The following is a 23,308-nucleotide window of genomic DNA, read 5'->3' on the forward strand; positions in this document are numbered from 1 at the left end:
GAAATCCCTCCGCAAAAGCGCGGATAAATGTCGGATTTTTATGGCCCTGAGGCTCCTCCCCCAGTAATTGCAAGCATGACCAACAAAGGAACAATTGTATAGGCTGATATTGGCAAACCATTTGCGGGAACCCGCATATAATATGCGCAGAAACGCAGGACGGGGATCATGACAAGGCGCACAATGGTGTAGACATCTATGGTTGTCCCGTGGCTTTAAACTGCCGGGGGTTAAAACCGTGCCGCAGGTGCTTGGGAGGGCGCCGTGAATGCTTAATTCTCTACGCAGTTCGTTATTCGAGCACTATCTCGGCATTTCGAGGTTACTGGCTGGCCAGTTGGAGTTCAACTCCATCATTCAGGCTGTCGCGACCGAGATATCCCACATTATTCCGCATGATCATCTCGATGTCTGCATCAAGCTCGTCGACGGCAAATACCACATTGCCTATGAGAGTGGTCTTGAAAGTGACTGGAGCAAACATCCGCCAGCGCTGTTGACCGGTAGCCCGATCCGTTCGCTGCTGGCCGGTGAGGTGGAGTTTTTGCTGAGTGGCAATGCCTGTGACGATCCGCGTTTTCATTTCGACGGCGCGTTTTCCAGCCCCATTATAACACTTAATCTGCAAAGCCGCCTGCACGTGCCACTGAAAGTGCATGGTGACATCATAGGTGCGCTGAGTTGCTCGTCACATACACCAAACGCTTACACGATGGATGATGTGTTCAACGCCCGCGCCATTGCCGATCTGCTCGCGCCCTACTTTTTCGCGATCCGTGCGGCTGATCAGGCAAAACGCTCGGCGATTGAGGAAGCGGAAGCCAATGCCCGTGAAGAGGGATTGCGTTCCGGTGCGCTGAAACTGACACAGGCACTGGAAGCGGAACGCCAGCGCATCGGAATGGATTTGCACGACCAGACGCTGGCTGATCTGACCCGTTTGACCCGCCGCGTCGAGCGCATGATACATTTGCCTGAAGTCAGCGGTGAAATGCTGGAGCCGCTGGCTCGCAGCCTGCAATTCTGTATGCATGATCTGCGGCAGATCATCGAAGAGGCCAAACCCTCCATCCTTCAGCTGTTTGGTATGGTGCAGGCGATCGAGACCTATCTCGATCGGTCGGTCCGTGACAGCGGTGCGGCGATTGAATGGGACATCATTGATGACAGCAAGGGCATGGTGGATGAACTGGAACAAGGGGTTGCAACCTCTCTGTTCCGTATCGTGCAGGAGGCGGTCAACAACGCCATTCGACACGGCCAACCTGACCGTATTCTGGTGACATTGCGTCGTCGGGAAGACTGGCTGACCGTCGAAATCAGTGATGACGGTGCGGGGCTGGATGCCGCCGGTAACGCCACTGGCCATGGAATTGGCAATATGAAAACCCGCGCAAGACTGATATCGGCCCGTTTTGGCATTGGAAAAAACCGCAATGGTCCGGGAACCTGTGTCAGTGTCAGCGTGAAGCCCGGTCTGGCGGCAAAGACTGCGGAGGAGGAATAAATGGATGTGCTGATTGTTGAAGACGATGTTCTGCATCGCGCTTATCTGAACGAGGTCGTCCGCAATGCCTTGCCGGAATGTGCCCGCGTCCTGGAGGCGGAAAACGGCGCGGTGGGCGAAAAGCTGGCGCGTGAAAACCGCACCGCTCACATCGTCATGGATTTGCAGATGAATGAGCGCAATGGCATCGAGGCGGCGCGCACCATCTGGAAAGAACGTCCGGAAACGCGCATCCTCTTCTGGTCGAACTACGCAGATGAAGCCTATGTGCGCGGCGTGTCCCGTATCGTTCCGGAAGGTGCGGCTTACGGATATGTTTTGAAATCAGCGTCTGACGAGCGGTTGCGTCTGGCACTTCGGGGCATTTTTATCGAAGCGCAATGCGTGATCGACCGGGAGGTTCGCGGGCTGCAGGAAAAAAGCCTCGGCAAGGTCAATGGTGTCAGTGATTCCGAATATGAAATCCTGATCGACATTGCGCTTGGACTGACCGACAAGACCATTGCGCGTCGGCGCAACCTGTCGCTGCGCAGTGTGCAGAACCGTCTTCAGGCGCTTTATGAAAAGCTGAATGTCTATCAGGCAACGGGTGATGATGAGCCGGATGGACGTTACAATCTGCGCACGCGCGCTGTGACCATCGCCATTCTGCGCAAGCTGTTGAATTACAATGCTTTGGAAAAGGCAGAAAAAGAGTTGGCTGAGTGGGTAAGCCACCACTGAGATAGTGACTGTTGATCAGCTTTATCATGTGAACTGATGATGAGGGGCATAAAGCCCCCACTCCAACTCCAGCCATATTGCCCAATATGACTGAATATGCCCCTCATCACCGCCCACCCCGAGGGGCAGGAATTCAATTCTGCTTTCACTCATTTTGATTGAAAGCAGCACGCTCTGTTTTAGCGTGCCATCCAGCCGCCATCAACTGCAAGAACCTGACCGGTGACATAACTGCTGGCAGGCGCCGTGAAAAACAAGAGAGCAGTGTCGAGATCATTGGGGGTGCCCCAGCGCCCGGCTGGAATACGTTCCATGATGCTGCGGTTTCTGTCCGGGTCGTTGCGCAGCGCTTCCGTATTATCGGTTTCCATGTAACCCGGTGCGATGGCATTGACGGTGATGCCCTTGGCGGCAAGTTCATTGGCCATAAGCCGGGTCAGACCGGCAACCGCGTGTTTACTCGAGGTGTAGGACGCAACACGAATGCCGCCCTGGAACGACAGCAGCGACGCAATATTGACGATACGGCCAGCGATATTTTTCTCGACCATGTGGCGAACGACAGCCTGAGAAAGCATGAAGATGCTTTTCAGGTTGATGTTCATCACATCGTCCCAATCCTGTTCGGAAAATTCCGTAAAGTCGGCGCGGCGGATCTGGCCTGCATTGTTGACCAGAATGTCGATGTTGCGTCCATTACTAGTGAGAGAAGACACGACATCGGCCAGTCCTGACGGATTAGCGAGGTCGTAAACCACCTGTTCAAATTTGCGGCCGAGTGCCTCTACCTTTTGACGTGTTTCCGGCATTTCCTGTGAGCCAAGCGCAACGATGTCGGCACCAGCATTCGCAAGTGCCAATGCCAGGCCTTGCCCCAGTCCCTTGCGCGCGCCAGTCACAAGCGCGCGCTTTCCTGTGAAATCAAAAAGGGTCATCCGACGCTCCTTACTTCAGGTCGCCCATAGGCACGAAGTCCATGTCCTTGAAGGACTGGTTGTCGCCGGCCATGCTCCAGATGAAGGCGTAAGATCCGGTGCCGGCACCGCAGTGGATGGACCAGGATGGTGAGACAACAGCTTGCTCGCTGCGCACGATCAGATGGTTGGTCGCCTGCGGACGTCCCATCAGATGCACAACAAAAGCTTCCTTCGGAATTTCGAAATAGAGATAGGCTTCCATGCGGCGGTCGTGCAGATGCGCCGGCATGGTGTTCCAGACGCTGCCGCCTTCAAGACGGGTCAGACCCATCAGCAATTGGCAGGTTGGAAGAACATCCGGGTGCAAGTACTGGTAAAGTTTGCGCTTGTTGGATGTCGCGCTGTCGCCAAGATTGTTCTCGATGGCTTCCGTGACGCTGACGGTCCGCGACGGGTACGTCGCATGGGCTGGTGCGCTGTTGATGTAGAATTTCGCAGGAGTTGCTGCGTCAGCACTTTCGAAGCTGATTTCCTTTGTGCCCATGCCGAGATAAAGCGCGTCCTGGAAACCGATCTCGTAGGTCTTGCCATCGGCAATAACCCTGCCAGCACCACCTATATTGATCAGGCCGAGTTCGCGGCGCTCAAGCAGGAACGAGGTGCCGACTGTTTTGGCAATCTCTTCACCAAAGCTCAGGGGCGAGGCGAGCGGAATGACGCCAGCAAGCAGCAGGCGATCATAATGGGTGTAAACCGCATTCACTTCACCGGCCGCGAACAGGTTTTCCATCAGGAAATTTTCGCGCAGTTCTGCGCTCGTCATCCGTTCGGACTGGCTGTAATGCACAGCGTGAAGTGTTTCGATCTTGGTCGTCATGGGTTTAAACCTCCCTTGGTTTACTCAAAAAGATCAGGATGTTTTGCTTCGAGCCTTGGCAGGTCGCGAAGCAGTTCTGAAAGATGGGCCGTCATCGCTTTTGCGGCGGCCTCTTCGTCTCGCGCATCAATCGCGGTCAGAATGCCACGATGCTCTGCGATAAGCCGGGTGAATGACGATGCGTCGTGGATCGACAGGCTGCAGGCCCGGTCGATATGGGCTTTAAGGTCTTCGATGACCGGCCATGCCATTGGAATGCCGGCACCTTCTGCCAGGATTTTATGAAACAGATCGTCGTAACGGCGAAATTCTACGTGATCTCCGGCCTCTGCTGCCCTCTCCTGCTCCTTCAGGCAGTCCTCAAGACGGGAGCGGGCATGAAAATGAAATGTGCGACTGGCCGTTTTGGCAACGGCGGTCTCGATCGTCTCGCGGATGAAGGCCGCCTGCATCAGTTTGGCGACGGAAATCTTGGCAACGACAGCGCCACGGTGCGGCAACACTTCCACCAGTCGGCTCTTGGTCAGAGCAATCAGCGCTTCGCGGCCCGGCTGGCGGGATGAGCCATAACGTTCGCCAATTTCCTGTTCGGAGATACGCGCGCCCGGCGGCAGGGCCAGCGAAAGGATATCTCCACGCAACTGCCGCTCCACCTTGTGGGCCATGCTTTCCGAAGCTGTTTTTCCGCTCATGAGGTTCGCTTTCGCTGACGTCATCACAAATTGACGACACTTCCATACAATGAACGACAATGCCATGCAACAGCCGTTGGCGGAATTTGCCGTCGACTGGAAAACCGTATGGAAAAGCAGGGCTTTTGAAGAGATATCGATGGAAGCCGATCTCAATCGGACATGAGTTTGTCCGCCAATTGCAGGTCGTGAAGCGAAGGCTGGGTGCGGTTTATCTTCGGGTAGTTTACCTGCCCGTCTTCTTCACCACGCGGGAAATATCCATCTCGATTTCGTCGCTCTGCCGCCTTGTAACCAGCGGGGCTGACGCCAATGTATTGGCGGAACATGCGCGAAAAATAATAGCTGTCGCTATAACCGACCAGTTCAGCGGTTTTTTTGACTGAACGGCCACCTGCGAGCAGACCCATGGCGCGTTCCATGCGTTTGAACTCCTGGTATTTTGCTGGCGTTAGCCCAACCTGCTTGCGGAACATGCGTCGGAAGTAGTCGGGATTATAGGGTGTGGCAGTCAGCGCCTTTTCAACGATCCGGTCATCGAGCGGTTCGGCCGCGATCTGGCTTGCTGCGACCATGATGGCGAGCGACAGTGCATCCGGATTGTCCACCGGCGCCTGTTTTTGCTGCCGCCAGCCGATAAATGCCGTTTCAAGGAAGTCGATCAGGAACACCATGAACTGGTGGTGCTGAACAAGCGTGGTCGATGACAGCGGCACGGTTTCGCGGAAATGCCGCACCAGCGGTTCCAGCATGTGCCAGCGTGGCATCACCACCCAGCGCCGCTTCTCCATCTGGGAAATCATGTCGATACGACCGAACACATCAAGCGTGAAGTGCTGCGCGATGCCAGTGTAAAGTTCACGGGACAGGGTTTGGCCGACGAACCGTGTATTGGCCTCGATCAGCATGGCGCAGCCCGGCTCCATGACCACGCGCTCACCTTCGATTTCGTACTCGGCGCGACCGGTCAGGCAGATGACAAGGTCATGAACACTATTGGTTTTATCAATCCGCCAGCTGGATGAATGCTCCATCTTGATGGCGGAACGTGTCAGCGAAAGGCTCAGCGCCTGGACCGGTATGCCGCCTAAAACGCCGTGTTCGCTTTTATCCATCTTTTTGTCCCGAAGAATCTATTCTTTTTCACAAAACATCGACCGATATTACTCCGCGAATGTCAAATTGACCAGATTGACGGCCTTTTCAATGGGAGGAGCGAGGCTGTTCAGGGAAATCGGCCTATTCAGGGCGATGTTCCTTGTTCAGTCATCGATGTGAGGATGCACAATTCGGAATACACAAGACCTGTCCGTATCGTCTATGTAGGTGGCGGATCTCTCAACTGGGCGACGAAACTGATGGGCGATCTCGCCCATGACGGTACGATCCCGGCAACAATCAAACTATATGATATCGATCATGCCGCTGCAGAGCGAAATGCAGCCATCGGCATGCGTTACGCGGCGGCGTCCAATGGGGCGAAAGTCGAGTATCACGCAGAGCGTGAACTTGGCGCTGCACTGGATGGTGCAGACTTCGTGATCATTTCCATTTTGCCCGGCACATTCGCCGAAATGGCCAGTGATATTGCCATTCCTCAGAGCTACGGCATCGTGCAATCGGTGGGCGATACGGTTGGGCCCGGTGGCTTTGTGCGTGCAATGCGCGCTATCCCCGTGCTTCATGAAATCGGTAAGGCCATTCGAGAACATTGCCCGAATGCCTATGTCGTCAACCTCACCAATCCCATGTCGGTACTGACAGGCGCGCTCTACCGTGCCATGCCGGAGATGAAAGCATGGGGTGCCTGCCATGAGGTGCTGAAGACACGCCGCCTCTTGGCCCATATCGCCAATCAGGAGATGGGCAGCATTCGCTATCGGCTGTCAGAGGTGAAGGTAAATGTGCTTGGCATCAATCACTTTACATTTGTGAACGCGGCAAGCGTCGATGGCATGGACATGATGCCAGACTATCTCGCCTTTGCGGAAAAACACCGCGAAAGTGGTTGGTGCGAACACCCGCGTGATCCTGCCGATGAGCATGCCCGTTATTTTGACGAGACCTGCAAGGTCAAGTTTGATCTCGCATGCCGTTTTGGCATTGCAGCCGCCGCTGGTGACCGGCACCTCGCTGAATTCCTGCCGCAGAACTGGTACCTCGATCATCATAAGGCATTTGGTTTCGGTCTGACGCCGGTGGAATACCGCATCCGGGAACGTTCAGAAAAGGTACGTGCGGCGGAAGCGCTTTACGCTGGCGGCGCGCTTCCACCTGCAAAACCGTCCGATGAAGCCATTGTTGAGCAGATCAAGGCACTTTTGGGTGGTGAGGAACATGTCAGCAATGTCAACCTGCCGAATTACGGCCAGGTTGCAGGGTTGCCGCTCGGCGCGATCGTGGAAACCAATGCGCGTTTCTCAGGCATTGGCATTCAGCCCGTCATCGCTGGACGTCTTCCCCAGGCAATCGAACTGCTGGTCGAGCCGCACGCAAAGCGACAGACCGCGTTGCTGGATGCAGTGCTTGCCGGTGATGCGCAGGCGCTTCTGCCGTTGTTCATCTCCGACCCGCTTGTACAGCCGATCGGGCCAGACAAAGCAGCAACAATGTTCCGGGACATGCTGGCGGCAACGCGTCATTACCTCCCGGTAGAACTCGTCTCGGGAGTTGCCGCATGAGTGGAGACAACCGTTTTCTCGGGCTGTTTTATCTGACGCCCTATATCATCGGGTTGCTGATTTTTACGGCCCTTCCCTTCCTTGCATCGCTCTATCTGAGCTTTACCAACTATAATCTGTTGGATTCACCGACCTTTACCGGCCTGGCCAACTACATCAAGCTGTTCACCAGTGATCGCACCTTCCGCAAGTCTCTGTGGGTGACGCTGATCTACGTGTTCACCACTGTTCCGTTGAAGCTTGCCTTTGCGCTCTTCATCGCGGTGATCCTGAACTACAAGCTGAAGTTCATCAATTTCTTCCGCACGGCCTATTACGTGCCGTCGATCCTTGGTGGTTCGATCGCCATTGCCGTTCTGTGGCGCTACATCTTTGCCGATACCGGTCTGGTAAATATGGGTCTTGCCGTCTTCGGCGTGGAGCCGATCAACTGGTTCGGCGATCCGACCAATGCGCTTTTCACCATTACCATGCTGCGTATCTGGCAGTTCGGTTCGGCGATGGTGATCTTTTTGGCAGCCCTGCAGAGCGTCGATAATTCGCTTTACGAAGCAGCCTCCATTGATGGTGCGAGCAAGTGGAAGACCTTTGTTCACATCACCTTGCCGTTAATCACGCCGGTGATTTTCTTTAACCTTATCATGCAGATGGTTCAGGCATTCCAGGAGTTTAACGGTCCCTACATCATCACGCAGGGCGGTCCGTTGAAGTCCACATATCTCCTGCCGCTTTACATCTATGACGAAGCCTTCAAGCGGTTCGATATGGGATACGCCTCCGCTATCGCCTGGGTGCTGTTCGTCATCATCATGGTTCTTACGCTCATCGCCTTCTGGTCTTCGCGCCACTGGGTCTACTACGCCGGCGACAAGAGGAGCTGATTATGGTCGACCAGACTGTTTCAAATATTCAAGGTGTCACGGAAGCGGAACGCATTCGCGACAAGGAAGTCCGTCGGCAGCGCATCGGTGCAGTGTTGCGGTATGCCATGCTGGCAGGGGTTGGTTTTCTGATGCTTTACCCGCTGATCTGGTTGGTTGGCGCTTCCTTCAAGACCAATTCCGAAATCTTCAACAATCCCGGTTTCTGGCCGGAAAATCCGACTCTTGACGGTTATATCAATGGCTGGAAAACGTCGACGCCGTACACATTCGGCACGTTCTTTCTGAACACGCTGTGGATCGTCTTGCCAAAGATGATTGGAACGGCAATTTCCTGTACGGCAGTGGCCTACGGATTTGCGCGGTTTGATTTTCCGTTCAAGAAAATCCTGTTCGCATCGCTGATCGCAACTTTGCTGCTGCCCAATGTTGTAACACGCATTCCGCAATACTTGCTATTTCGTGATCTCGGCTGGCTCGACACTTACCTGCCACTTTGGGTGCCTTCCGCTTTTGCCGGCGACGCCTTCTTCGTGTTCATGTTGGTGCAGTTCCTGCGCGCCATTCCGCGCGACATGGAAGAGGCTGCACGTGTTGACGGTGCCTCCACCATGCAAACACTGTTGTTCATCGTCGTACCATTGTTGATGCCAGCGCTGATTTCGGTCTGCCTGTTCCAGTTCATGTGGACGATGAACGACTTCCTCGGTCCACTGATCTACCTGTCTTCGGTTGAGAAATACCCGGTATCGCTGGCCTTGAAACTATCGATCGATACGACTGAAGCCTTCGACTGGAATCGCATTCTGTCCATGTCGGTCCTGGCCATCACCCCTGCACTCGTCGTGTTCTTCGTCGCGCAGAAATATTTCATCGACGGCATCTCCGCTGGCGGCATCAAAGGATAACAAAATGGCTCGTCTTCAACTCAGAAACCTTGAAAAAGACTACGCTTCGTTCCGTGCCGTGCATGGCATCAACCTTGATATCGAGGATGGCGAATTCATGGTGCTGGTTGGCCCATCCGGCTGTGCCAAGTCCACGACACTGCGCATGATTGCCGGTCTGGAACGCATTACCGGTGGTGAAATCCGCATCGGTGGCGAGTTGGTCAACGACAAGCCGCCGGGTGAGCGTGGCATTTCGATGGTGTTCCAGAATTATGCGCTCTACCCGCATATGAAGGTCCGCAAGAACCTGTCTTTCAGCATGCGCCTGAAACGTCGCTCGAAGGAGGACATTGAAAACGCGACGCAGGATGTGTCCAAAACGCTGGAAATCGAAGCGCTGCTCGACCGGTTGCCAAAACAGCTTTCCGGTGGTCAGGCCCAACGTGTGGCAGTGGGCCGTGCACTGATCAAGAAACCGCAGGTGTTCCTGTTTGATGAACCACTATCCAACCTGGATGCAAAGCTGCGCGCCTCGATGCGGGTGCGCATCACTGATCTGCACAAGCGATTGAAGGCTGAGGGCCAGCAGGCAACGGTCGTTTACGTGACTCATGACCAGACGGAAGCCATGACCATGGGCGACCGTATCTGCGTGATGAAGGAAGGCCATATCATGCAGGTGGCGGACCCAGTCACGCTGTACAACAAACCGGCCAATGCATTTGTCGCCGGCTTTATTGGCAGCCCTGAGATGAACCTGATCGATGCGACGCTGGACGCGGACAGGTCGATCAACATCGCCGGCCAGAAATTGCAGCTTGGGCCTGAACTGGGCAACCGTCTCGCTGCCAATGCGCCGAAAGATATCATTCTGGGCGTGCGCCCGCAGCACTTAAGTCTTGCTGCACCGGATACGGTCAACGCGCTGTCAGGCAAAATCAGCCATGTCGAGTTCATGGGGCACGAAGTCTATCTGCACGTGCAGGCTGGCCAAAACCGCTTGATCGCCGTTGTGCCGGCGCATGCCTATGACCGCAAAAGTCTGCGCGATGATCAGGTCTGGCTCAGTGCCGATGCAGCCTCTGCGCATGTCTTCAATCGTCAGTCCGGCGACAATATCAGCCTGGCCTGAACCATCCATCATTCAACAGTAATTCATCGGGAGGAGTTATTATGAAAAAAGTTCTTGTTACTGCGGTCCTATTGGCCGCCACCAGCCTGAGTAGTGCCTATGCCGCCAATCTGCGCATGTCCTGGTGGGGCAGCGATGATCGCCATGTTGCGACACAGGAAGCGCTGAAGGTTTGTGGCGCGAAATTCGGTCATACAATCTCGCCTGAGTTCACCGGTTGGGGCGGACATCAGGAAAAGATTGCAACCCAGCTCGCCGGACGCACGGAAGCCGATATCATGCAGATCAACTGGCCGTGGCTGCCAATCTTTTCCAAAGGTGGAGAAGGTTTTGCCGACCTTAACCAGTACAAGGACGTGATTGACCTTAGCCAGTGGAGCGATGCCGATCTGCAAAGCGGCATGGTCAAGGGCAAGCTGAACGGCGTGACCGTATCGACCACGGCACGTATCTTCATGTTCAACAAAACGACCTATGAAAAAGCTGGCGTGGCGTTGCCGAAAACCTGGGACGAGCTGTTTGCAGCCGCCCCTGTTCTGAAGGAAAAGCTGGGCGCGGATTATTATCCGTTTGAAGCCGCGCCGTCTGAAGGCAACGGCCTCAATGCCCGTATCGTTGTCATTCTGCGTGCCACACAGATGACCGGAAAGAGCTTCATTGATCCAGAAACCAACAAGGTTGCATGGTTGCCGGAAGAACTGACCGAAGCGCTGAACTTCTATCAGTCCATGGTCGACAAGGGCGTCATCGAATCCTGGAAAAGCTCGTCAGCCGGCGGCAACCGTCCACTGTTTGAAAATCCGAAATGGGCAAATGGCCGTTATGCCAGCTCTTATCAATGGTATAGCACCTACGGCAAAATTGCCGGCCCTCTCGAGGCAGGTCAGGAGCTTATTCCTACCAAGTCGTTGACATCTGAAGGCGGCAAAACGGAAGGCATTTATCGCAAGCCATCCATGCTGCTAGCTGTTTCCAAAAACAGCAAGGAACCAAAGGCTGCGGCAGAAATCATCAATTGCCTGCTCAATGATCCGGAAGCCGTAACCATTCTTGGCGCAACACGCGGCATTCCGTCCAGCAAGATTGCAATCAAGACACTGACGGATGCAGGCAAGATCAAGCCTGTGCAGGCGGATGCCTACAAGATCGTGATGGATTCCGAAGGCCCGAATGTTTCGCCGCTCAACGAGCATCCACGCGTCACCGATGCCTTCGACACCAATCTCGAAGCCTTCGCCTATGGCCAGCAGTCAGCCGAAGACACGGCTGCGGAAATCATTGCCAGCGTTGATGATGCGCTTGGTGGGATCTGAGGCCGGCATTTGAAGATCAGACTTCGTGGTGGGCCAGTCATGGCCCTCCACTTTCATGAAAGAGGAATTTGCACAGCATGGCACGCATAGACCTGTTAACTGCAACGGCACGCACGGCCAGCTTTGCCTTTGAGGCTGAAAAGCACTTGCATGCCCTGCCCGAGCCAGTGGCGTGGGCGCTGCTTGATGACAAAGCTCATCCGCTTGCCAAGGGGACGAGCAATACGGTTGTGTTTACGCTTTGCGGATTGGAACCGCAGACACGTTATCAGCTTCAAATGGCTGGTGGGGATATTGAATTTGAGACGGCACGCGAAAGCCGGCTGATTGATATTGCAGCCTTTGGTGCATCCCCTGATTCCACTGACAATACGCGTGTCATTCAAGCGGCAATTGATGCCCTGCCCGAACACGGCACGCTGAAAATTCCACCGGGTTTGTGGTATAGCGGACCGCTGTTCCTGAAGAGCCATATGACGCTTTTCTTTGAGGATGGCGCTTGCCTTTCCGGGCTTTCAGATCGGTCGGCCTACCCGATATTGCCACCACGGCACGAAGATGGACGTGTACTAGGCACCTGGGAGGGCGTTTCCGAGGCCTGTTACGCAAGCCTTTTAACCGCGATTGACTGTCACGATATCAACATCACCGGTGCCGGTGTTATCGATGGCGGTGGTGATCGCGGCGACTGGTGGACATGGCCCAAGGAAACCCGTGATGGCGCCCGTCGTCCCCGCACCATTTTCATCTCTGGAAGCCAGGCCGTGACGCTGTCGGGCATTGTTGTGCGCAACTCGCCGTCCTGGACTGTCCATCCGGTTTTGAGCCTCGATGTAAAAGCCATTGGTCTTACGATCGAAAACGATCCTTATTCTCCCAACACTGATGGCTTGAACCCAGAATGCTGCAACGATGTGTTGTTGCAGGGCATTCATTTTTCCGTCGGCGATGACTGTATTGCCGTCAAGGCGGGGAAACGTGATCCGAAAGGAGGGCTCGATCAGCCTTGCGAGGCCATCCGCATTGAAAACTGCCTGATGGAGCGCGGTCATGGCGGTGTCGTCATTGGCAGTGAAATGAGCGGAACGGTGCGCGACGTCAAAGTTCGTCGTTGTCAGATGATCGAAACGGACCGTGGCTTGCGTATCAAGACGCGTCGTGGACGGGGCGGTCTGGTCGAAAATATCAGTGTCGAGGACTGTGTCATGACCGGCGTGCAAGCGCCGCTGGTGATCAATGCCTTCTATTTCTGTGATGCCGATGGCCGGTCCGATTACGTACAGAGCCGCGACGCTTTACCGGTGACTGATGCAACGCCGAGGATTTCCGGCATCACCGTGCGCAACGTCGTTGCCGATCGGGTGGCAATCGCTGCAGCCGCTTTTTACGGCTTGCCGGAAGCGCCGGTCGAAAACATCACCATCGAAAATTACCGCGTGACATTTGATCCTCACGCCGTCGCCGATGCCCCTGACATGGCTTGCCACATGGAGCCTGTTCGCCACGCGGGCATCATCAGTGAAAACGCAGCCTTTCTTAAAAGGGAAGGCATCGTTTTGTCGCCCAACAGCCAGAGTATTGCCGTATGACACCCAACCTTGATGATTATTTTGACGCCTATGCCCGTGACTATGCCTACTACAAGGGCGGAAGCTGGTGTTATGAAGATGGCTGCCTCTATCGCGGCCTGATTGCCTTGCATGAAGCAAGCGGTCATCGGCAATGGTTCGATCACATGACACGTCTGGTGGATGGACAGGTCAATCAGCATGGCGAACTGCGTGGCTACACCATTCCGGAATACAATATCGATCATATTCTGCCTGGCCGCGCGCTGATCACGCTCTATCGCGCCGATCCGCAACCACGGTATCGCGCGGCATTGGACCATCTTCTTCGCCAGTTGCAGAGCCACCCGCGCACCTCCGCAGGTCCGCATTGGCACAAGCTGCGATACCCGCACCAGATCTGGCTGGATGGGCTTTACATGGCACTGCCGTTCAAGGTTGAATATGCCGATCTTATTGGGGACAAGGCACTGGTCGATGAAGCGCTGGACGAAATGCTGACGGCACTTGAATTGACGTTTGATGCATCAAGTGGCCTGTTCCGCCACGGTTATGATGAAGAGCGTTTGCAGGCCTGGGCAAATCCGCAGACCGGTTTGTCGCCTGCCCATTGGGCGCGCTCGATAGGCTGGCTTGCCATGGCGCTGGCCGATACGATTGACGTTGCACCGCCCAATGAAAAGCGCGAGGCGCTTTCACACTGGTTTTCGAGCCTTCTTGTGCGGCTTGAGGCGTTGAGAACGGAGGATGGTCGCTGGCTGCAGGTCATCGATCAGCCGGAGCTTTCCGGCAATTATGCAGAGAGTTCAGCAACGGCGATGTTTGCCTATGCCTTTATCAAAGCCGCCCGGCTGGGCATAAAAAATGGTGACGCCTCGGTCGGTATAAAGGCGCTGGAAAGCCTTGCTGAAAATGCCCTGAAACCTGATTCCGCGGGGCGCTTGGTTTTGGAGGATATTTGTTGTGTCGCGGGTCTTGGCGGTTTCGAAGGCAACTACCGTGATGGAACACCGGCCTATTATGTGTCGGAAACATTGAAGAGCGACGATATCAAAGGTGTTGCACCGTTGATGATGGCCTATGCAGAGCGGCTGCTTGTACGTTCAGATGTCGGGCAAGAAAAAACGCGCATCGCAAGCTGACGCCATCATCAATCAAACCAGTTTTTCAAGTCAAAAACGCCGGTTTAAATCCGGCGTTTTGTTTATTTGTCATACTTTTAATTTGGCATTATATTGCTTTTCAGATCGCTTGATTGAAATTCATTTGGTGGAGAGTCGAATTAAGCACCTGTTTTTACGTGTCATTACTTCTTGGTTCATCCAGCATCAAAAACAATCACTTGCAGATTTGTAAAAACCTCTTTCCAAGAGTAATACTATATGCTCATATGGCTGTGTCATTGCTAGTATCATCTCTGGGAGGATTTAAGGTGAGAAAAGCACTCGCGGCATTTACTGTCGCTTTTTCCGCGTGTCTTGCGTCAGGCGTTTCAGCGCAATCTTTGACAGTCGGCTTTTCGCAGATCGGTTCTGAATCCGGTTGGCGCGCCGCAGAAACGACCGTTACCAAACAACAGGCGGAAGAACGTGGCATCACACTCAAGTTTGCTGATGCACAGCAGAAGCAGGAGAACCAGATCAAGGCCGTGCGTGGCTTTATCGCGCAGGGCGTTGATGCAATCCTGATCGCACCCGTTGTGGCAACGGGGTGGGATGCAGTTCTGAAGGAAGCCAAGGAAGAAAATATCCCGGTTATCCTCCTGGATCGCCAGATCGAGGCGCCTGATGACCTTTATCTGACAGCTGTAACCTCAGACCAGGTTCACGAAGGCAAGGTTGCCGGTGAGTGGTTGGCCAAGGATGTAGGCTCGAAGGATTGTAAGGTTGTCGAGCTTCAGGGCACGACCGGTTCATCGCCTGCCATCAACCGCAAAAAGGGCTTTGAAGAGGCGATTGCCTCTCACGCCAACATCAAGATCGTGCGTTCGCAGACCGGTGACTTTACCCGTACCAAGGGTAAGGAAGTCATGGAAAGCTTCATCAAGGCTGAAGGCGGCGGCAAGGATATCTGTGCTGTTTATGCCCACAATGATGACATGGCTGTTGGTGCCATTCAGGCGATCAAGGAAGCGGGTCTCAAACCTGGTACTGACATCAAGGTCGTGTCGATCGACGCCGTGCCTGATATCTTCAAGGCAATGGCTGATGGTGAGGCCAATGCGACCGTCGAGCTGACACCTGATATGGCTGGTCCCGCTTTCGATGCGCTTGATGCCTATCTGAAAGACAAAAAAGAGCCTGCAAAGTGGATCCAGACAGAATCCAAGCTCTACACCTCGGCTGATGACCCAATGAAGGTCTACGAAGCCAAGAAGGGTCTTGGTTACTGATCGTTCCGACCCTTCCGGGTTGAGATGACTTGAAAACAAAGGACAAGGCATTCCCTTGATGTGAAGGGAATGCTTTGCCTTCGATCGAAGGCCGTTGTGGCGACGTGACGTCGCCGCTCTCTTTTTGCAGCCGATAGAGCGCTCTTGGTATGCTCAATGCAGAGATCCCAATTGGCTGTAACATGTTCGAAATGCTTCATGATCACAGAGCGTCTGGCTTGGTGGTCATGACACTGGCAGATGGCAGGAACCTGATTTATGGCAACAAAGCCCCCTCTTCTCGAAGCGCGCGCCATTGGAAAATCATTTCTTGGTATTGCTGCGCTGGATGGAGTTGATTTCACGCTGCATGCGGGTGAAGTCCATGCCCTTCTGGGGGAGAACGGGGCAGGTAAATCCACACTCATCAAGATTTTAACAGGCGTTTACAGCCGTGATCGCGGTGCAATCTATCTCCAGGGCGATGAGATCTCACCGTCCAGTGTCGGCGAGGCACAGCTTCTTGGTATTGGCACTGTTTACCAGGAAGTGAACCTGCTTGAAAATCTGACGGTGTCTGAAAACCTGTTTCTAGGGCGACAGCCAAGTCGCTTCGGCCTGGTCAATCGCAAGGAGATGAATCGGCGTGCGACAGCGTTGCTTGCTCGTTATGGATTGTCCATCGATGTGAACGCCCTGCTATCGAGCTATTCCGTTGCGGTTCAGCAGATCATCGCCATCGCACGCGCTGTTGATCTGTCGGGCAAGGTTCTCGTTCTTGATGAGCCAACGGCGAGCCTTGATAGCCATGAAGTGGAAATGCTGTTTGCCGTGCTGCGCCAGTTGCGCGCCGAAGGGCTTGGCATCGTCATCATCACCCATTTCCTCAATCAGGTCTATGATATAGCCGACCGGGTAACCGTGTTGCGAAACGGCCGGTTGGTCGGTTCGCGGGAGATATCAAACCTGCCACGTGCAGAACTGATCTCTTTGATGCTGGGGCGGGAGTTACAACAGGCCACGCATCACAGCCATGCAACAGAAGAAACCGTTGCCGATGGTACAACACCGATCCGGTTTGAAGGATACGGAAAGCGCGGCAGCGTAGCGCCATTTGATCTTTCGCTTCGACCCGGTGAAGTGGTCGGTATTGCCGGTTTGCTGGGGTCGGGCCGCACCGAAACAGCGTTTTTGCTGTTTGGGGTCGATAAGGCTGATAGTGGCAAGGTGACGGTTGATGGCCATGAGGTGGTCCTGTCTACGCCGGAAACAGCGATTGCTCACGGCTTCGGTTTCTGTCCCGAAGAACGCAAGACCGATGGCATTATTGGCGACTTTTCGGTGGCTGATAACATCGCGCTTGCCTTGCAGGCTCGTCAGGGTTGGGCAAAACCATTGTCCAGACGGCAGAAGGCTGCATTGGCGGATGAGTTCATCAAATCATTGGATATCCGCCCTGCTGATCGGGAGCGCCCCATCAAGTTTCTGTCAGGCGGCAATCAGCAGAAGGCTATTTTGGCACGCTGGCTTGCGACCAACCCACGCCTGCTGATCCTTGATGAGCCGACACGTGGTATCGATATCGGCGCGCATGCGGAAATTCTGAAAATGATTGAAAAGCTCTGTGAGCAAGGCATGTCGCTGGTTGTCATTTCGTCGGAACTCGAAGAGCTGACGGCCATTGCGCATCGTGTCATCGTGTTGTCGGATCGTAAACATGTGGCCGAACTGAGCGGTGATGCCGTCAATGCAGATGCCATCATGCAGGCCATAGCCGATGCTGCAGCCGCATCTCGAACGGAGGCTGCGTGATGACTGTGATTGTTTCGCGTTTCAAACGCCTGGCACCGCAACTCTGTGCACTCGCTATCATCCTCGCTGTCATTGCCCTGTTGTCACCGGGCTTTTTGACCATATCGTTCCAGCAGGGCCGCCTTTACGGCAGCTTGATTGATATTCTGGTGCGTGCGGCGCCGGTGGCACTTCTGACCATCGGCATGCAATTTGTGGCGCGGTGGCGGCGACACTGATCGCCAATGGTCATTCGGTGGCCGTAGTGATTATCGTTTCACTTGGCGTCGGTATCGCCTGCGGCCTTTGGAATGGCATGTTGGTGGCCATTCTTGACATCCAGCCAATCATTGCAACGCTCATCTTGATGGTGGCGGGACGGGGTATTGCCCAGCTGATTACTGAAGGCGTCATTCTCACCTTCAACAATGACACCTTTGCAGCCATCGGGTCGGGTTCATTTGCAGGTGTTCCCCTGCCCGTGTTGATCTGGATTGGTGCGGCGCTCATTATCGGCATTCTTGTGCGCCGAAGTGCGCTGGGGCTTTTGATCGAAGCAACCGGCATCAATCGTCGTGCTGCATCGCTTGCCGGTGTGAAGGCCCGGGTTCTGCTGTTTTTCGTTTATGCGATATCAGGGCTTTGCGCGGCGTTGGCAGGCATGATCGTGACTGCCGATATCAGGGGTGCTGACGCTAACAATGCCGGCCTGTGGCTGGAACTGGATGCAATTCTTGCCGTCGTTATCGGCGGCGCCTCCCTCAATGGCGGCCGTTTTTCCATAACTGCATCACTGATCGGTGCCTTGATCATTCAGGCCATCAACACAGGTATTCTGGTGTCCGGTTTCCCGCCAGAATTCAATCTCATCATCAAGGCCGGTATCATCATCGTGGTGCTGACACTGCAATCCCCCGCTATTTCGACCCTTGTCAGCTTCTTGAAGCCTGAAAAGCAGCAGCACAAAACGACGACGTCCAAGGTTACCAGAGAAGGGTCGGCACAATGATCCACACCCGCAACCTGCCCTTTCTGGCCGCATTGGTGATCTTCCTCATTGCCTATGCGCTTTGCGTGGCGCAATTCCCCAATATGTTGTCGACACGTGTGATCGGCAATCTGCTGACGGATAATGCCTTCCTGGGCATCGCAGCCGTTGGCATGACATTTGTCATTCTCTCAGGAGGCATCGATCTGTCGATCGGTTCGGTGATTGCCTTTTCAAGTGTCTTTGTTGCTGTTCTGGTTGGCTCGTTCGGCGTTCACCCGCTTATCGCCTTTGCCGCCGTTCTCGTCATCTCGACGCTGTTTGGATGCCTTATGGGCGGCATGATCCGTTTTCTCGGCATACCACCATTCGTCGTGACGTTGGCAGGCATGTTCCTTGCGCGCGGTGCGGCATATCTGATCTCAACGGAATCAGTGCCGATCTCGCATCCGGTTGTTGATGCCATTCAGGGCTTTTATTTCCGCTTTCCGGGCGGCGGCCGACTGACAGCGCTTGCCATCGTCATGCTGCTGGTTTTTGCAGCTGGCATTATCATCGCCAGCAGAACGCGGTTTGGCGCGAATGTCTATGCGCTCGGCGGCAATCAGCAGTCGGCGGAACTGATGGGTGTGCCGGTTGGCGCGACCACGATCGGCATCTATGCGCTCTCAGGTTTCCTGTCAGGTTTGGCCGGCATCGCCTACACGCTCTACACATCATCTGGTTACTCATTGGCTACTGTTGGTGTCGAACTGGATGCCATTGCCGCGGTGGTGATTGGCGGTACGCTTTTGACGGGCGGGGCTGGTTTGGTGGCCGGCACATTTATCGGCTTGCTGATCCAAGGCCTGATTCAGACCTATATCGTATTCGAGGGCACGCTTTCATCCTGGTGGACGAAAATCGTCATCGGCATTTTGCTGTTCGTTTTCATCGTCTTGCAGCGCGCAATCGTCTGGTATTCCAACCGGAAACTGACACAAGCGGCCCATGCCTGAGCGTCCTTGAAATAATATGCGTAGAGCGCCGGAGTTATGGCGGCAGATTGACCTTTGGTTGGCTGCCGTCACGCCAATAAATTCCCTGGGTTCAGGCGATTCTTGACAGTTGAAAATGCGGGCTTTCCAGCCGTATAAGGCAGCACGCATGTGCGGATTGTCGAGTGTTCCTCAAACAGGCAATCTAGCCGTGCTTTGCTTCAAATCTGGAGATAGCGCATGGGAACGGCAACACGACTTCCGCCGCTGGAAGCGCTGGTGGTTTTCGAGACTGCATCGCGGCTCGGCAGCTTTTCCCGTGCCGGTATTGAACTTGGTCTGACGCAGAGTGCGGTCAGCCGGCAAATCAGCAAGCTCGAAGCCTTCATTGGTTCCAAACTGTTTGATCGCGTACCGACTGGCGTACGTCTGACCACGATGGGTGAAAACTACTCGATCGACGTCTCACGGCTCATCTCCGAAATAGCAAGTGTGACCGATAGTGTACGCTCGTGGTCTGGCGCAAGACAGATCACAATTGCCTGTTCACGCGGTATTGCTGACCAGTGGTTTTTACCTCGTCTCTCGAAACTGAAGCAGGATATCGCCGGTGTCGAACTCCGGCTGCGGGTGACCGATGATGTCGCGCATCTGCGTCTTGATGAGTTTGATCTGGCAATTTTCTACCGCAAGGAACGCCCGATTGGTGTTTGGCTGTCCGAACTTGGGCGGGAGGAAGTGGTGCCGGTTTCCAAAGGGGGCATGGCTGATCTCATGGACCAGAAAGCGCCCGTTCTGATTTCCATCGAAGATTCGATGCGTGAGTGGCAGGATTGGCGAGACTGGTGGCAATCATCACAGATCACGCCACCGCAGGATGCCATCCATTGGCGGCTGGGTGATTATGGTCTGTGTGTTGCCGCTGCATCGCAAGGGTTGGGCGTGACCTTGGGCTGGACATGGCTGATCCGCGATCAGCTGGATAGTGGCGCGCTTGTTCCCATGCACTCGCATACCATGCGCTCGGAGGGTAAATTCTATCTCATGCGCCCATCAGACCGCCATCAGCGCAAAATTGTGCGCGAGGTTTCTGATTGGCTGATTGCCAATAATCAGGAAACTACACGGGAAAATATGTAATACAGTGCAGTTGCACTATTTGCTAAAACCATACGTAGAAACCAAAGCGCACCGTCTCATGGATGCGCTTTGGCTGCGGTTGACATTCGTCAACGATCAATCCTAGACAGGCACAACACGCGCTTTACGACGCTTTTCCATCAGGAAACGCGTGTAGCCGATAATCGTAAAAATCAGCCACGCAACCTGCGAGATGAGTGAGCCGATATTGAAGTTCCACATCAGCGAATAGATGAGTGCAACCCCGCCCAGAACGTTGAGCAGCGTATAACGCCCGTCTTCAATCGTCAGGAAACGCAGTTGCAACAGAGCATAGGCGAAGAGATAGAAAAAAGCTCCTGCAAGGCCAACAAAATCAGCAAGCCCCATTGTTCACTCCATACGCGATAACCCCTTTGTTTCAGGGGAATAATGACCACCGGAATGGCTCCGGCGCTGCTCATCTACTCCGCCTGAAAAAGAAACCAATACATTGAGATTTCATGCCCCCATGCATAAAAATCATACCCCTCGGAGCGTCGGTTAGCTAGTACCGAACGATGGAGTACGATAGGGCAATGGCCTCGGCCGAGCCTTGCTGCGGCTTGGATAAAAACAGGGAACCCTTAGTATGACGTCTTCACCCTTTTCCTTTGCAATCAATCGGCGAGGCTTCCTTACTGGTGCCGCTGGTCTGACTGCGCTCTCTGCCGGTTTCATCACCGATGCGCGCGCCCAAGGTGCCGAAACCCCGAAAAAAGGCGGTGTTTTGAAGCTTGGTATCGGCGGTGGCAGCACGACTGACAACCTCGATCCACGCATTCTGAAAGACTGGGTTCCCGTCAACCAGGCCTTCATGATCATGAACGGCCTTGTCGAAATCGACGCCAACAATCAGGCGGTTCCTGAACTGTTTGAAAGCTGGGAAGCACAGCCCGGTGCCGTGGAGTGGACCTTCAAGCTGCGTCAAGGTGTCACGTTCCACAACGGCAAGACCCTGACTGTTGAAGACGTCATTTACTCGATCAACCTGCACCGTGGTGACACGACCTCGGCAGCCCGTTCGGTTGCAGCGGCGTTGAAGGCTGTCGAGAAGCTTTCCGAAACGGAAGTCAAGATTACGCTGGATAGCGGCAACGCCGACCTTCCTTACATCCTCTCCGACTATCACTTCCTGGTGGTTCCAGATGGCTGGACAGACTTCAACAAGCCTGTCGGCACTGGCCCATTCGTTTACGAGAGCTACGATCCGGGCGTCCGTTCGCGCTTCACGCGCAATCCGAACTACTGGAAGCCGAATGCGGCCCACGTCGATGCAGTAGAAGTTATCGTCATCAACGATATCTCTGCCCGTACCAACGCCATGATGTCCGGTCAGGTTCATGCGATCAACCAGCTCGACTTCAAGACGGTTGACCTGCTGCGCCGCAACCCGAACCTCAACATCGTTCAGTCCGCTGGTGGCCAGCACTTCACATTCCTGATGGATTGTACGCAGGCACCTTACACGGATAATAACATCCGTCTGGCGCTGAAGCACTCGATCGATCGTGAACAGCTTCTGAAGACCGCGTTGCGTGGTTACGGCCGCATCGGTAACGACCATCCGATCCCAAGTTCGGATCGTTTTTATGCTGCCGACTTGCCACAGCGTCCATACGATCCCGAAAAGGCGAAGTTTTATCTCAAACAGGCGGGTCTCGATAGCCTGAAGGTTGAGCTGTCTGCGTCTGAAGCTGCCTTCTCGGGCGCTGTCGATGCGGCTGCGATCTTCCGCACTGCTGCTGCTGCAAGCGGTATCGAGATTTCGCTCAAGCGTGAACCTGCTGACGGCTACTGGGACAACGTCTGGATGAAGGCACCGTTCTGCATGTCTTATTGGGGCGGCCGTCCAACTGCGGACCAGATGCTGACCATCGCTTATGCCTCGACATCGGCACAGAACGATACGCATTGGAAAAACGACAGCTTCGACAAGAAACTGGTTGAAGCACGGGGGATGCTCGACGATGCAAAGCGTAAGGAAATCTACGCCGAACTTCAGGGCCTGATTTCCAATGAAGGTGGCGCAGTGATCCCGATGTTCGGCGATTATCTCGATGCTGCTTCCAAGAAACTGAAGGGTGTGACCACCCACCCCATGTTCAACTTCATGGGCGCACGCCTTGCTGAAAAGGTCTGGTTGGAAGAATAATGACAATACTTATCCTGAAGCGCGTTGCTTTGGGTATTTTGACGCTACTGCTGGTGTCGGCGCTTATTTTCGCCGGCACTCAGCTTCTGCCCGGTGATGTGGCGTCAGCGATACTCGGTCAGAACGCTACGCCTGAATCCCTCGCCGTCCTTCGTGCCGATCTCGGTTTGGATCAGCCTCTCTTGCAACGCTATTTCACCTGGCTCGGCGGTTTTGTTACCGGCGATCTCGGAAATTCTTTGGCCAACCGTCAGCCTGTCGCAGATCTTCTGTGGCCGCGCTTCTGGAACACCATGGCACTGGCGCTTTATGCTGCCCTCGTCAGCGTTCCCGTTGCCATCCTTCTCGGACTGCTCAGCGCGATCTGGCGCGGCACCCTGTTCGACCGGATCATCAATGTCGTTGCGCTGGGATTTGTTTCCCTTCCGGAATATTTCCTTGGTCTGCTGCTGATCCTTTTCGTGTCGGTGCATTACAACCTGCTGCCAAGCCTTGCCGATATCTATCCGGGCATGAGCTTTACCGACTGGTTGAAGGCGACAACCTTGCCAGCCTTGACGCTTGTTCTGGTGACGGTTGCTCAGATGTTGCGCATGACCCGTACGGCCGTTCTGGCGGTGATGGATCAGGCCTATGTCGAAACGGCATACCTCAAAGGCCTTCGCACCAAGCGCGTCGTGACCAAGC

At 54.5% G+C, this 23,308-nt stretch carries 20 protein-coding genes and 1 pseudogene; 16 read left to right on the plus strand and 5 right to left on the minus strand.

Annotated elements, in window-relative coordinates; translation table 11 throughout:
- Positions 1 to 268: 268 nt before the first annotated feature.
- Both RT613_RS10190 and RT613_RS10195 read left to right on the plus strand, forming a co-directional pair.
- Positions 269 to 1,507, plus strand: coding sequence for a GAF domain-containing sensor histidine kinase (locus RT613_RS10190; RefSeq protein WP_313615040.1), 1,239 nt, complete (start codon positions 269 to 271; stop codon positions 1,505 to 1,507).
- Positions 1,508 to 2,230 (plus strand): response regulator transcription factor, encoded by a 723-nt coding sequence (locus tag RT613_RS10195; protein ID WP_313615041.1) that lies wholly within the window; start codon positions 1,508 to 1,510, stop codon positions 2,228 to 2,230.
- A 179-nt stretch (positions 2,231 to 2,409) separates the two neighbouring features.
- Here RT613_RS10195 and kduD read toward each other — a convergent pair whose 3' ends face one another.
- The 4 genes from kduD to RT613_RS10215 all read right to left on the minus strand — a co-directional run bounded on the left by kduD (position 2,410) and on the right by RT613_RS10215 (position 5,831).
- A complete protein-coding gene (gene kduD / locus RT613_RS10200; protein WP_313615043.1) occupies positions 2,410 to 3,165 on the minus strand; it encodes a 2-dehydro-3-deoxy-D-gluconate 5-dehydrogenase KduD in 756 nt (251 codons plus the stop codon).
- A gap of 10 nt (positions 3,166 to 3,175) precedes the next feature.
- Entirely contained in the window at positions 3,176 to 4,024 is an 849-nt protein-coding gene (kduI, locus tag RT613_RS10205) for a 5-dehydro-4-deoxy-D-glucuronate isomerase (protein ID WP_313615045.1), read from the minus strand.
- Between the two features lie 20 nt (positions 4,025 to 4,044).
- Positions 4,045 to 4,740: a GntR family transcriptional regulator gene (locus RT613_RS10210; protein WP_313615047.1), complete on the minus strand. Its 696-nt coding sequence runs from the start codon at positions 4,738 to 4,740 to the stop codon at positions 4,045 to 4,047.
- A gap of 128 nt (positions 4,741 to 4,868) precedes the next feature.
- A complete protein-coding gene (locus tag RT613_RS10215) occupies positions 4,869 to 5,831 on the minus strand; it encodes a helix-turn-helix transcriptional regulator (protein ID WP_313615049.1) in 963 nt (320 codons plus the stop codon).
- 165 nt (positions 5,832 to 5,996) lie between these two features.
- Here RT613_RS10215 and RT613_RS10220 point away from each other — a divergent pair, with 165 nt between their 5' ends.
- The 12 genes and pseudogenes from RT613_RS10220 to RT613_RS10275 all read left to right on the plus strand — a co-directional run bounded on the left by RT613_RS10220 (position 5,997) and on the right by RT613_RS10275 (position 20,448).
- A complete protein-coding gene (locus tag RT613_RS10220; protein WP_313615051.1) occupies positions 5,997 to 7,397 on the plus strand; it encodes an alpha-galactosidase in 1,401 nt (466 codons plus the stop codon).
- Positions 7,394 to 8,278: a sugar ABC transporter permease gene (locus RT613_RS10225; RefSeq protein ID WP_313615052.1), complete on the plus strand. Its 885-nt coding sequence runs from the start codon at positions 7,394 to 7,396 to the stop codon at positions 8,276 to 8,278. The genes RT613_RS10220 and RT613_RS10225 overlap by 4 nt, the downstream gene beginning before the upstream one ends.
- A gap of 107 nt (positions 8,279 to 8,385) precedes the next feature.
- Positions 8,386 to 9,186 (plus strand): carbohydrate ABC transporter permease, encoded by an 801-nt coding sequence (locus tag RT613_RS10230; RefSeq protein ID WP_409558805.1) that lies wholly within the window; start codon positions 8,386 to 8,388, stop codon positions 9,184 to 9,186.
- Positions 9,187 to 9,190: 4 nt separating this feature from the next.
- Positions 9,191 to 10,300 carry an ABC transporter ATP-binding protein gene (locus tag RT613_RS10235; protein WP_313615056.1) on the plus strand — a complete coding sequence of 370 codons (1,110 nt, stop codon included), beginning with the start codon at positions 9,191 to 9,193 and terminating at the stop codon, positions 10,298 to 10,300.
- A 41-nt stretch (positions 10,301 to 10,341) separates the two neighbouring features.
- The gene (locus tag RT613_RS10240) at positions 10,342 to 11,613 is read left to right on the plus strand and encodes an ABC transporter substrate-binding protein (RefSeq protein ID WP_313615058.1); all 1,272 of its coding nucleotides are present in this window, start codon (positions 10,342 to 10,344) and stop codon (positions 11,611 to 11,613) included.
- Positions 11,614 to 11,690: 77 nt separating this feature from the next.
- The gene (locus RT613_RS10245) at positions 11,691 to 13,202 is read left to right on the plus strand and encodes a glycoside hydrolase family 28 protein (RefSeq protein WP_313615059.1); all 1,512 of its coding nucleotides are present in this window, start codon (positions 11,691 to 11,693) and stop codon (positions 13,200 to 13,202) included.
- The gene (locus RT613_RS10250) at positions 13,199 to 14,323 is read left to right on the plus strand and encodes a glycoside hydrolase family 88 protein (protein ID WP_313615061.1); all 1,125 of its coding nucleotides are present in this window, start codon (positions 13,199 to 13,201) and stop codon (positions 14,321 to 14,323) included. Before RT613_RS10245 ends, RT613_RS10250 begins: the two co-directional genes overlap by 4 nt.
- A 248-nt stretch (positions 14,324 to 14,571) precedes the next feature.
- On the plus strand, positions 14,572 to 15,573 hold the full coding sequence (ytfQ, locus tag RT613_RS10255; RefSeq protein ID WP_313615063.1) for a galactofuranose ABC transporter, galactofuranose-binding protein YtfQ: 1,002 nt from the start codon (positions 14,572 to 14,574) through the stop codon (positions 15,571 to 15,573).
- 258 nt (positions 15,574 to 15,831) lie between these two features.
- Positions 15,832 to 17,364 (plus strand): sugar ABC transporter ATP-binding protein, encoded by a 1,533-nt coding sequence (locus tag RT613_RS10260; protein ID WP_313615065.1) that lies wholly within the window; start codon positions 15,832 to 15,834, stop codon positions 17,362 to 17,364.
- A pseudogene (locus RT613_RS10265) lies at positions 17,364 to 18,352 on the plus strand (ABC transporter permease). Before RT613_RS10260 ends, RT613_RS10265 begins: the two are co-directional and overlap by 1 nt.
- Positions 18,349 to 19,329 (plus strand): galactofuranose ABC transporter, permease protein YjfF, encoded by a 981-nt coding sequence (gene yjfF / locus RT613_RS10270; protein WP_313615067.1) that lies wholly within the window; start codon positions 18,349 to 18,351, stop codon positions 19,327 to 19,329. Before RT613_RS10265 ends, yjfF begins: the two are co-directional and overlap by 4 nt.
- 219 nt (positions 19,330 to 19,548) lie before the next feature.
- Entirely contained in the window at positions 19,549 to 20,448 is a 900-nt protein-coding gene (locus RT613_RS10275) for a LysR substrate-binding domain-containing protein (RefSeq protein ID WP_313615069.1), read from the plus strand.
- Positions 20,449 to 20,550: 102 nt separating this feature from the next.
- On the opposite strand, the gene RT613_RS10280 is transcribed toward RT613_RS10275, so the two are convergent.
- Positions 20,551 to 20,817 carry a CBU_0592 family membrane protein gene (locus tag RT613_RS10280; protein WP_192489112.1) on the minus strand — a complete coding sequence of 89 codons (267 nt, stop codon included), beginning with the start codon at positions 20,815 to 20,817 and terminating at the stop codon, positions 20,551 to 20,553.
- Between the two features lie 241 nt (positions 20,818 to 21,058).
- Between RT613_RS10280 and RT613_RS10285 the strand changes: the two genes are divergently transcribed.
- The gene (locus RT613_RS10285; protein WP_313615071.1) at positions 21,059 to 22,621 is read left to right on the plus strand and encodes an ABC transporter substrate-binding protein; all 1,563 of its coding nucleotides are present in this window, start codon (positions 21,059 to 21,061) and stop codon (positions 22,619 to 22,621) included.
- Positions 22,621 to 23,308: ABC transporter permease (locus RT613_RS10290; RefSeq protein ID WP_313615072.1), on the plus strand; the 688-nt coding region annotated here is incomplete at its 3' end. The genes RT613_RS10285 and RT613_RS10290, both read left to right, overlap by 1 nt.

The organism is Agrobacterium sp. (genome assembly GCF_032092815.1).
GTDB lineage: Bacteria > Pseudomonadota > Alphaproteobacteria > Rhizobiales > Rhizobiaceae > Agrobacterium.

What these genes read in the sequence shown, in the direction of transcription:
- RT613_RS10190 (WP_313615040.1), top strand. Translation starts at nt 269, where the DNA reads ATGCTTAATTCTCTACGCAGTTCGTTATTCGAGCACTATCTCGGCATT.
- RT613_RS10195 (WP_313615041.1), top strand. Translation starts at nt 1,508, where the DNA reads ATGGATGTGCTGATTGTTGAAGACGATGTTCTGCATCGCGCTTATCTG.
- kduD (WP_313615043.1), bottom strand. Translation starts at nt 3,165, where the DNA reads ATGACCCTTTTTGATTTCACAGGAAAGCGCGCGCTTGTGACTGGCGCG.
- kduI (WP_313615045.1), bottom strand. Translation starts at nt 4,024, where the DNA reads ATGACGACCAAGATCGAAACACTTCACGCTGTGCATTACAGCCAGTCC.
- RT613_RS10210 (WP_313615047.1), bottom strand. Translation starts at nt 4,740, where the DNA reads ATGACGTCAGCGAAAGCGAACCTCATGAGCGGAAAAACAGCTTCGGAA.
- RT613_RS10215 (WP_313615049.1), bottom strand. Translation starts at nt 5,831, where the DNA reads ATGGATAAAAGCGAACACGGCGTTTTAGGCGGCATACCGGTCCAGGCG.
- RT613_RS10220 (WP_313615051.1), top strand. Translation starts at nt 5,997, where the DNA reads ATGCACAATTCGGAATACACAAGACCTGTCCGTATCGTCTATGTAGGT.
- RT613_RS10225 (WP_313615052.1), top strand. Translation starts at nt 7,394, where the DNA reads ATGAGTGGAGACAACCGTTTTCTCGGGCTGTTTTATCTGACGCCCTAT.
- RT613_RS10230 (WP_409558805.1), top strand. Translation starts at nt 8,386, where the DNA reads ATGCTGGCAGGGGTTGGTTTTCTGATGCTTTACCCGCTGATCTGGTTG.
- RT613_RS10235 (WP_313615056.1), top strand. Translation starts at nt 9,191, where the DNA reads ATGGCTCGTCTTCAACTCAGAAACCTTGAAAAAGACTACGCTTCGTTC.
- RT613_RS10240 (WP_313615058.1), top strand. Translation starts at nt 10,342, where the DNA reads ATGAAAAAAGTTCTTGTTACTGCGGTCCTATTGGCCGCCACCAGCCTG.
- RT613_RS10245 (WP_313615059.1), top strand. Translation starts at nt 11,691, where the DNA reads ATGGCACGCATAGACCTGTTAACTGCAACGGCACGCACGGCCAGCTTT.
- RT613_RS10250 (WP_313615061.1), top strand. Translation starts at nt 13,199, where the DNA reads ATGACACCCAACCTTGATGATTATTTTGACGCCTATGCCCGTGACTAT.
- ytfQ (WP_313615063.1), top strand. Translation starts at nt 14,572, where the DNA reads ATGGCTGTGTCATTGCTAGTATCATCTCTGGGAGGATTTAAGGTGAGA.
- RT613_RS10260 (WP_313615065.1), top strand. Translation starts at nt 15,832, where the DNA reads ATGGCAACAAAGCCCCCTCTTCTCGAAGCGCGCGCCATTGGAAAATCA.
- yjfF (WP_313615067.1), top strand. Translation starts at nt 18,349, where the DNA reads ATGATCCACACCCGCAACCTGCCCTTTCTGGCCGCATTGGTGATCTTC.
- RT613_RS10275 (WP_313615069.1), top strand. Translation starts at nt 19,549, where the DNA reads ATGGGAACGGCAACACGACTTCCGCCGCTGGAAGCGCTGGTGGTTTTC.
- RT613_RS10280 (WP_192489112.1), bottom strand. Translation starts at nt 20,817, where the DNA reads ATGGGGCTTGCTGATTTTGTTGGCCTTGCAGGAGCTTTTTTCTATCTC.
- RT613_RS10285 (WP_313615071.1), top strand. Translation starts at nt 21,059, where the DNA reads ATGACGTCTTCACCCTTTTCCTTTGCAATCAATCGGCGAGGCTTCCTT.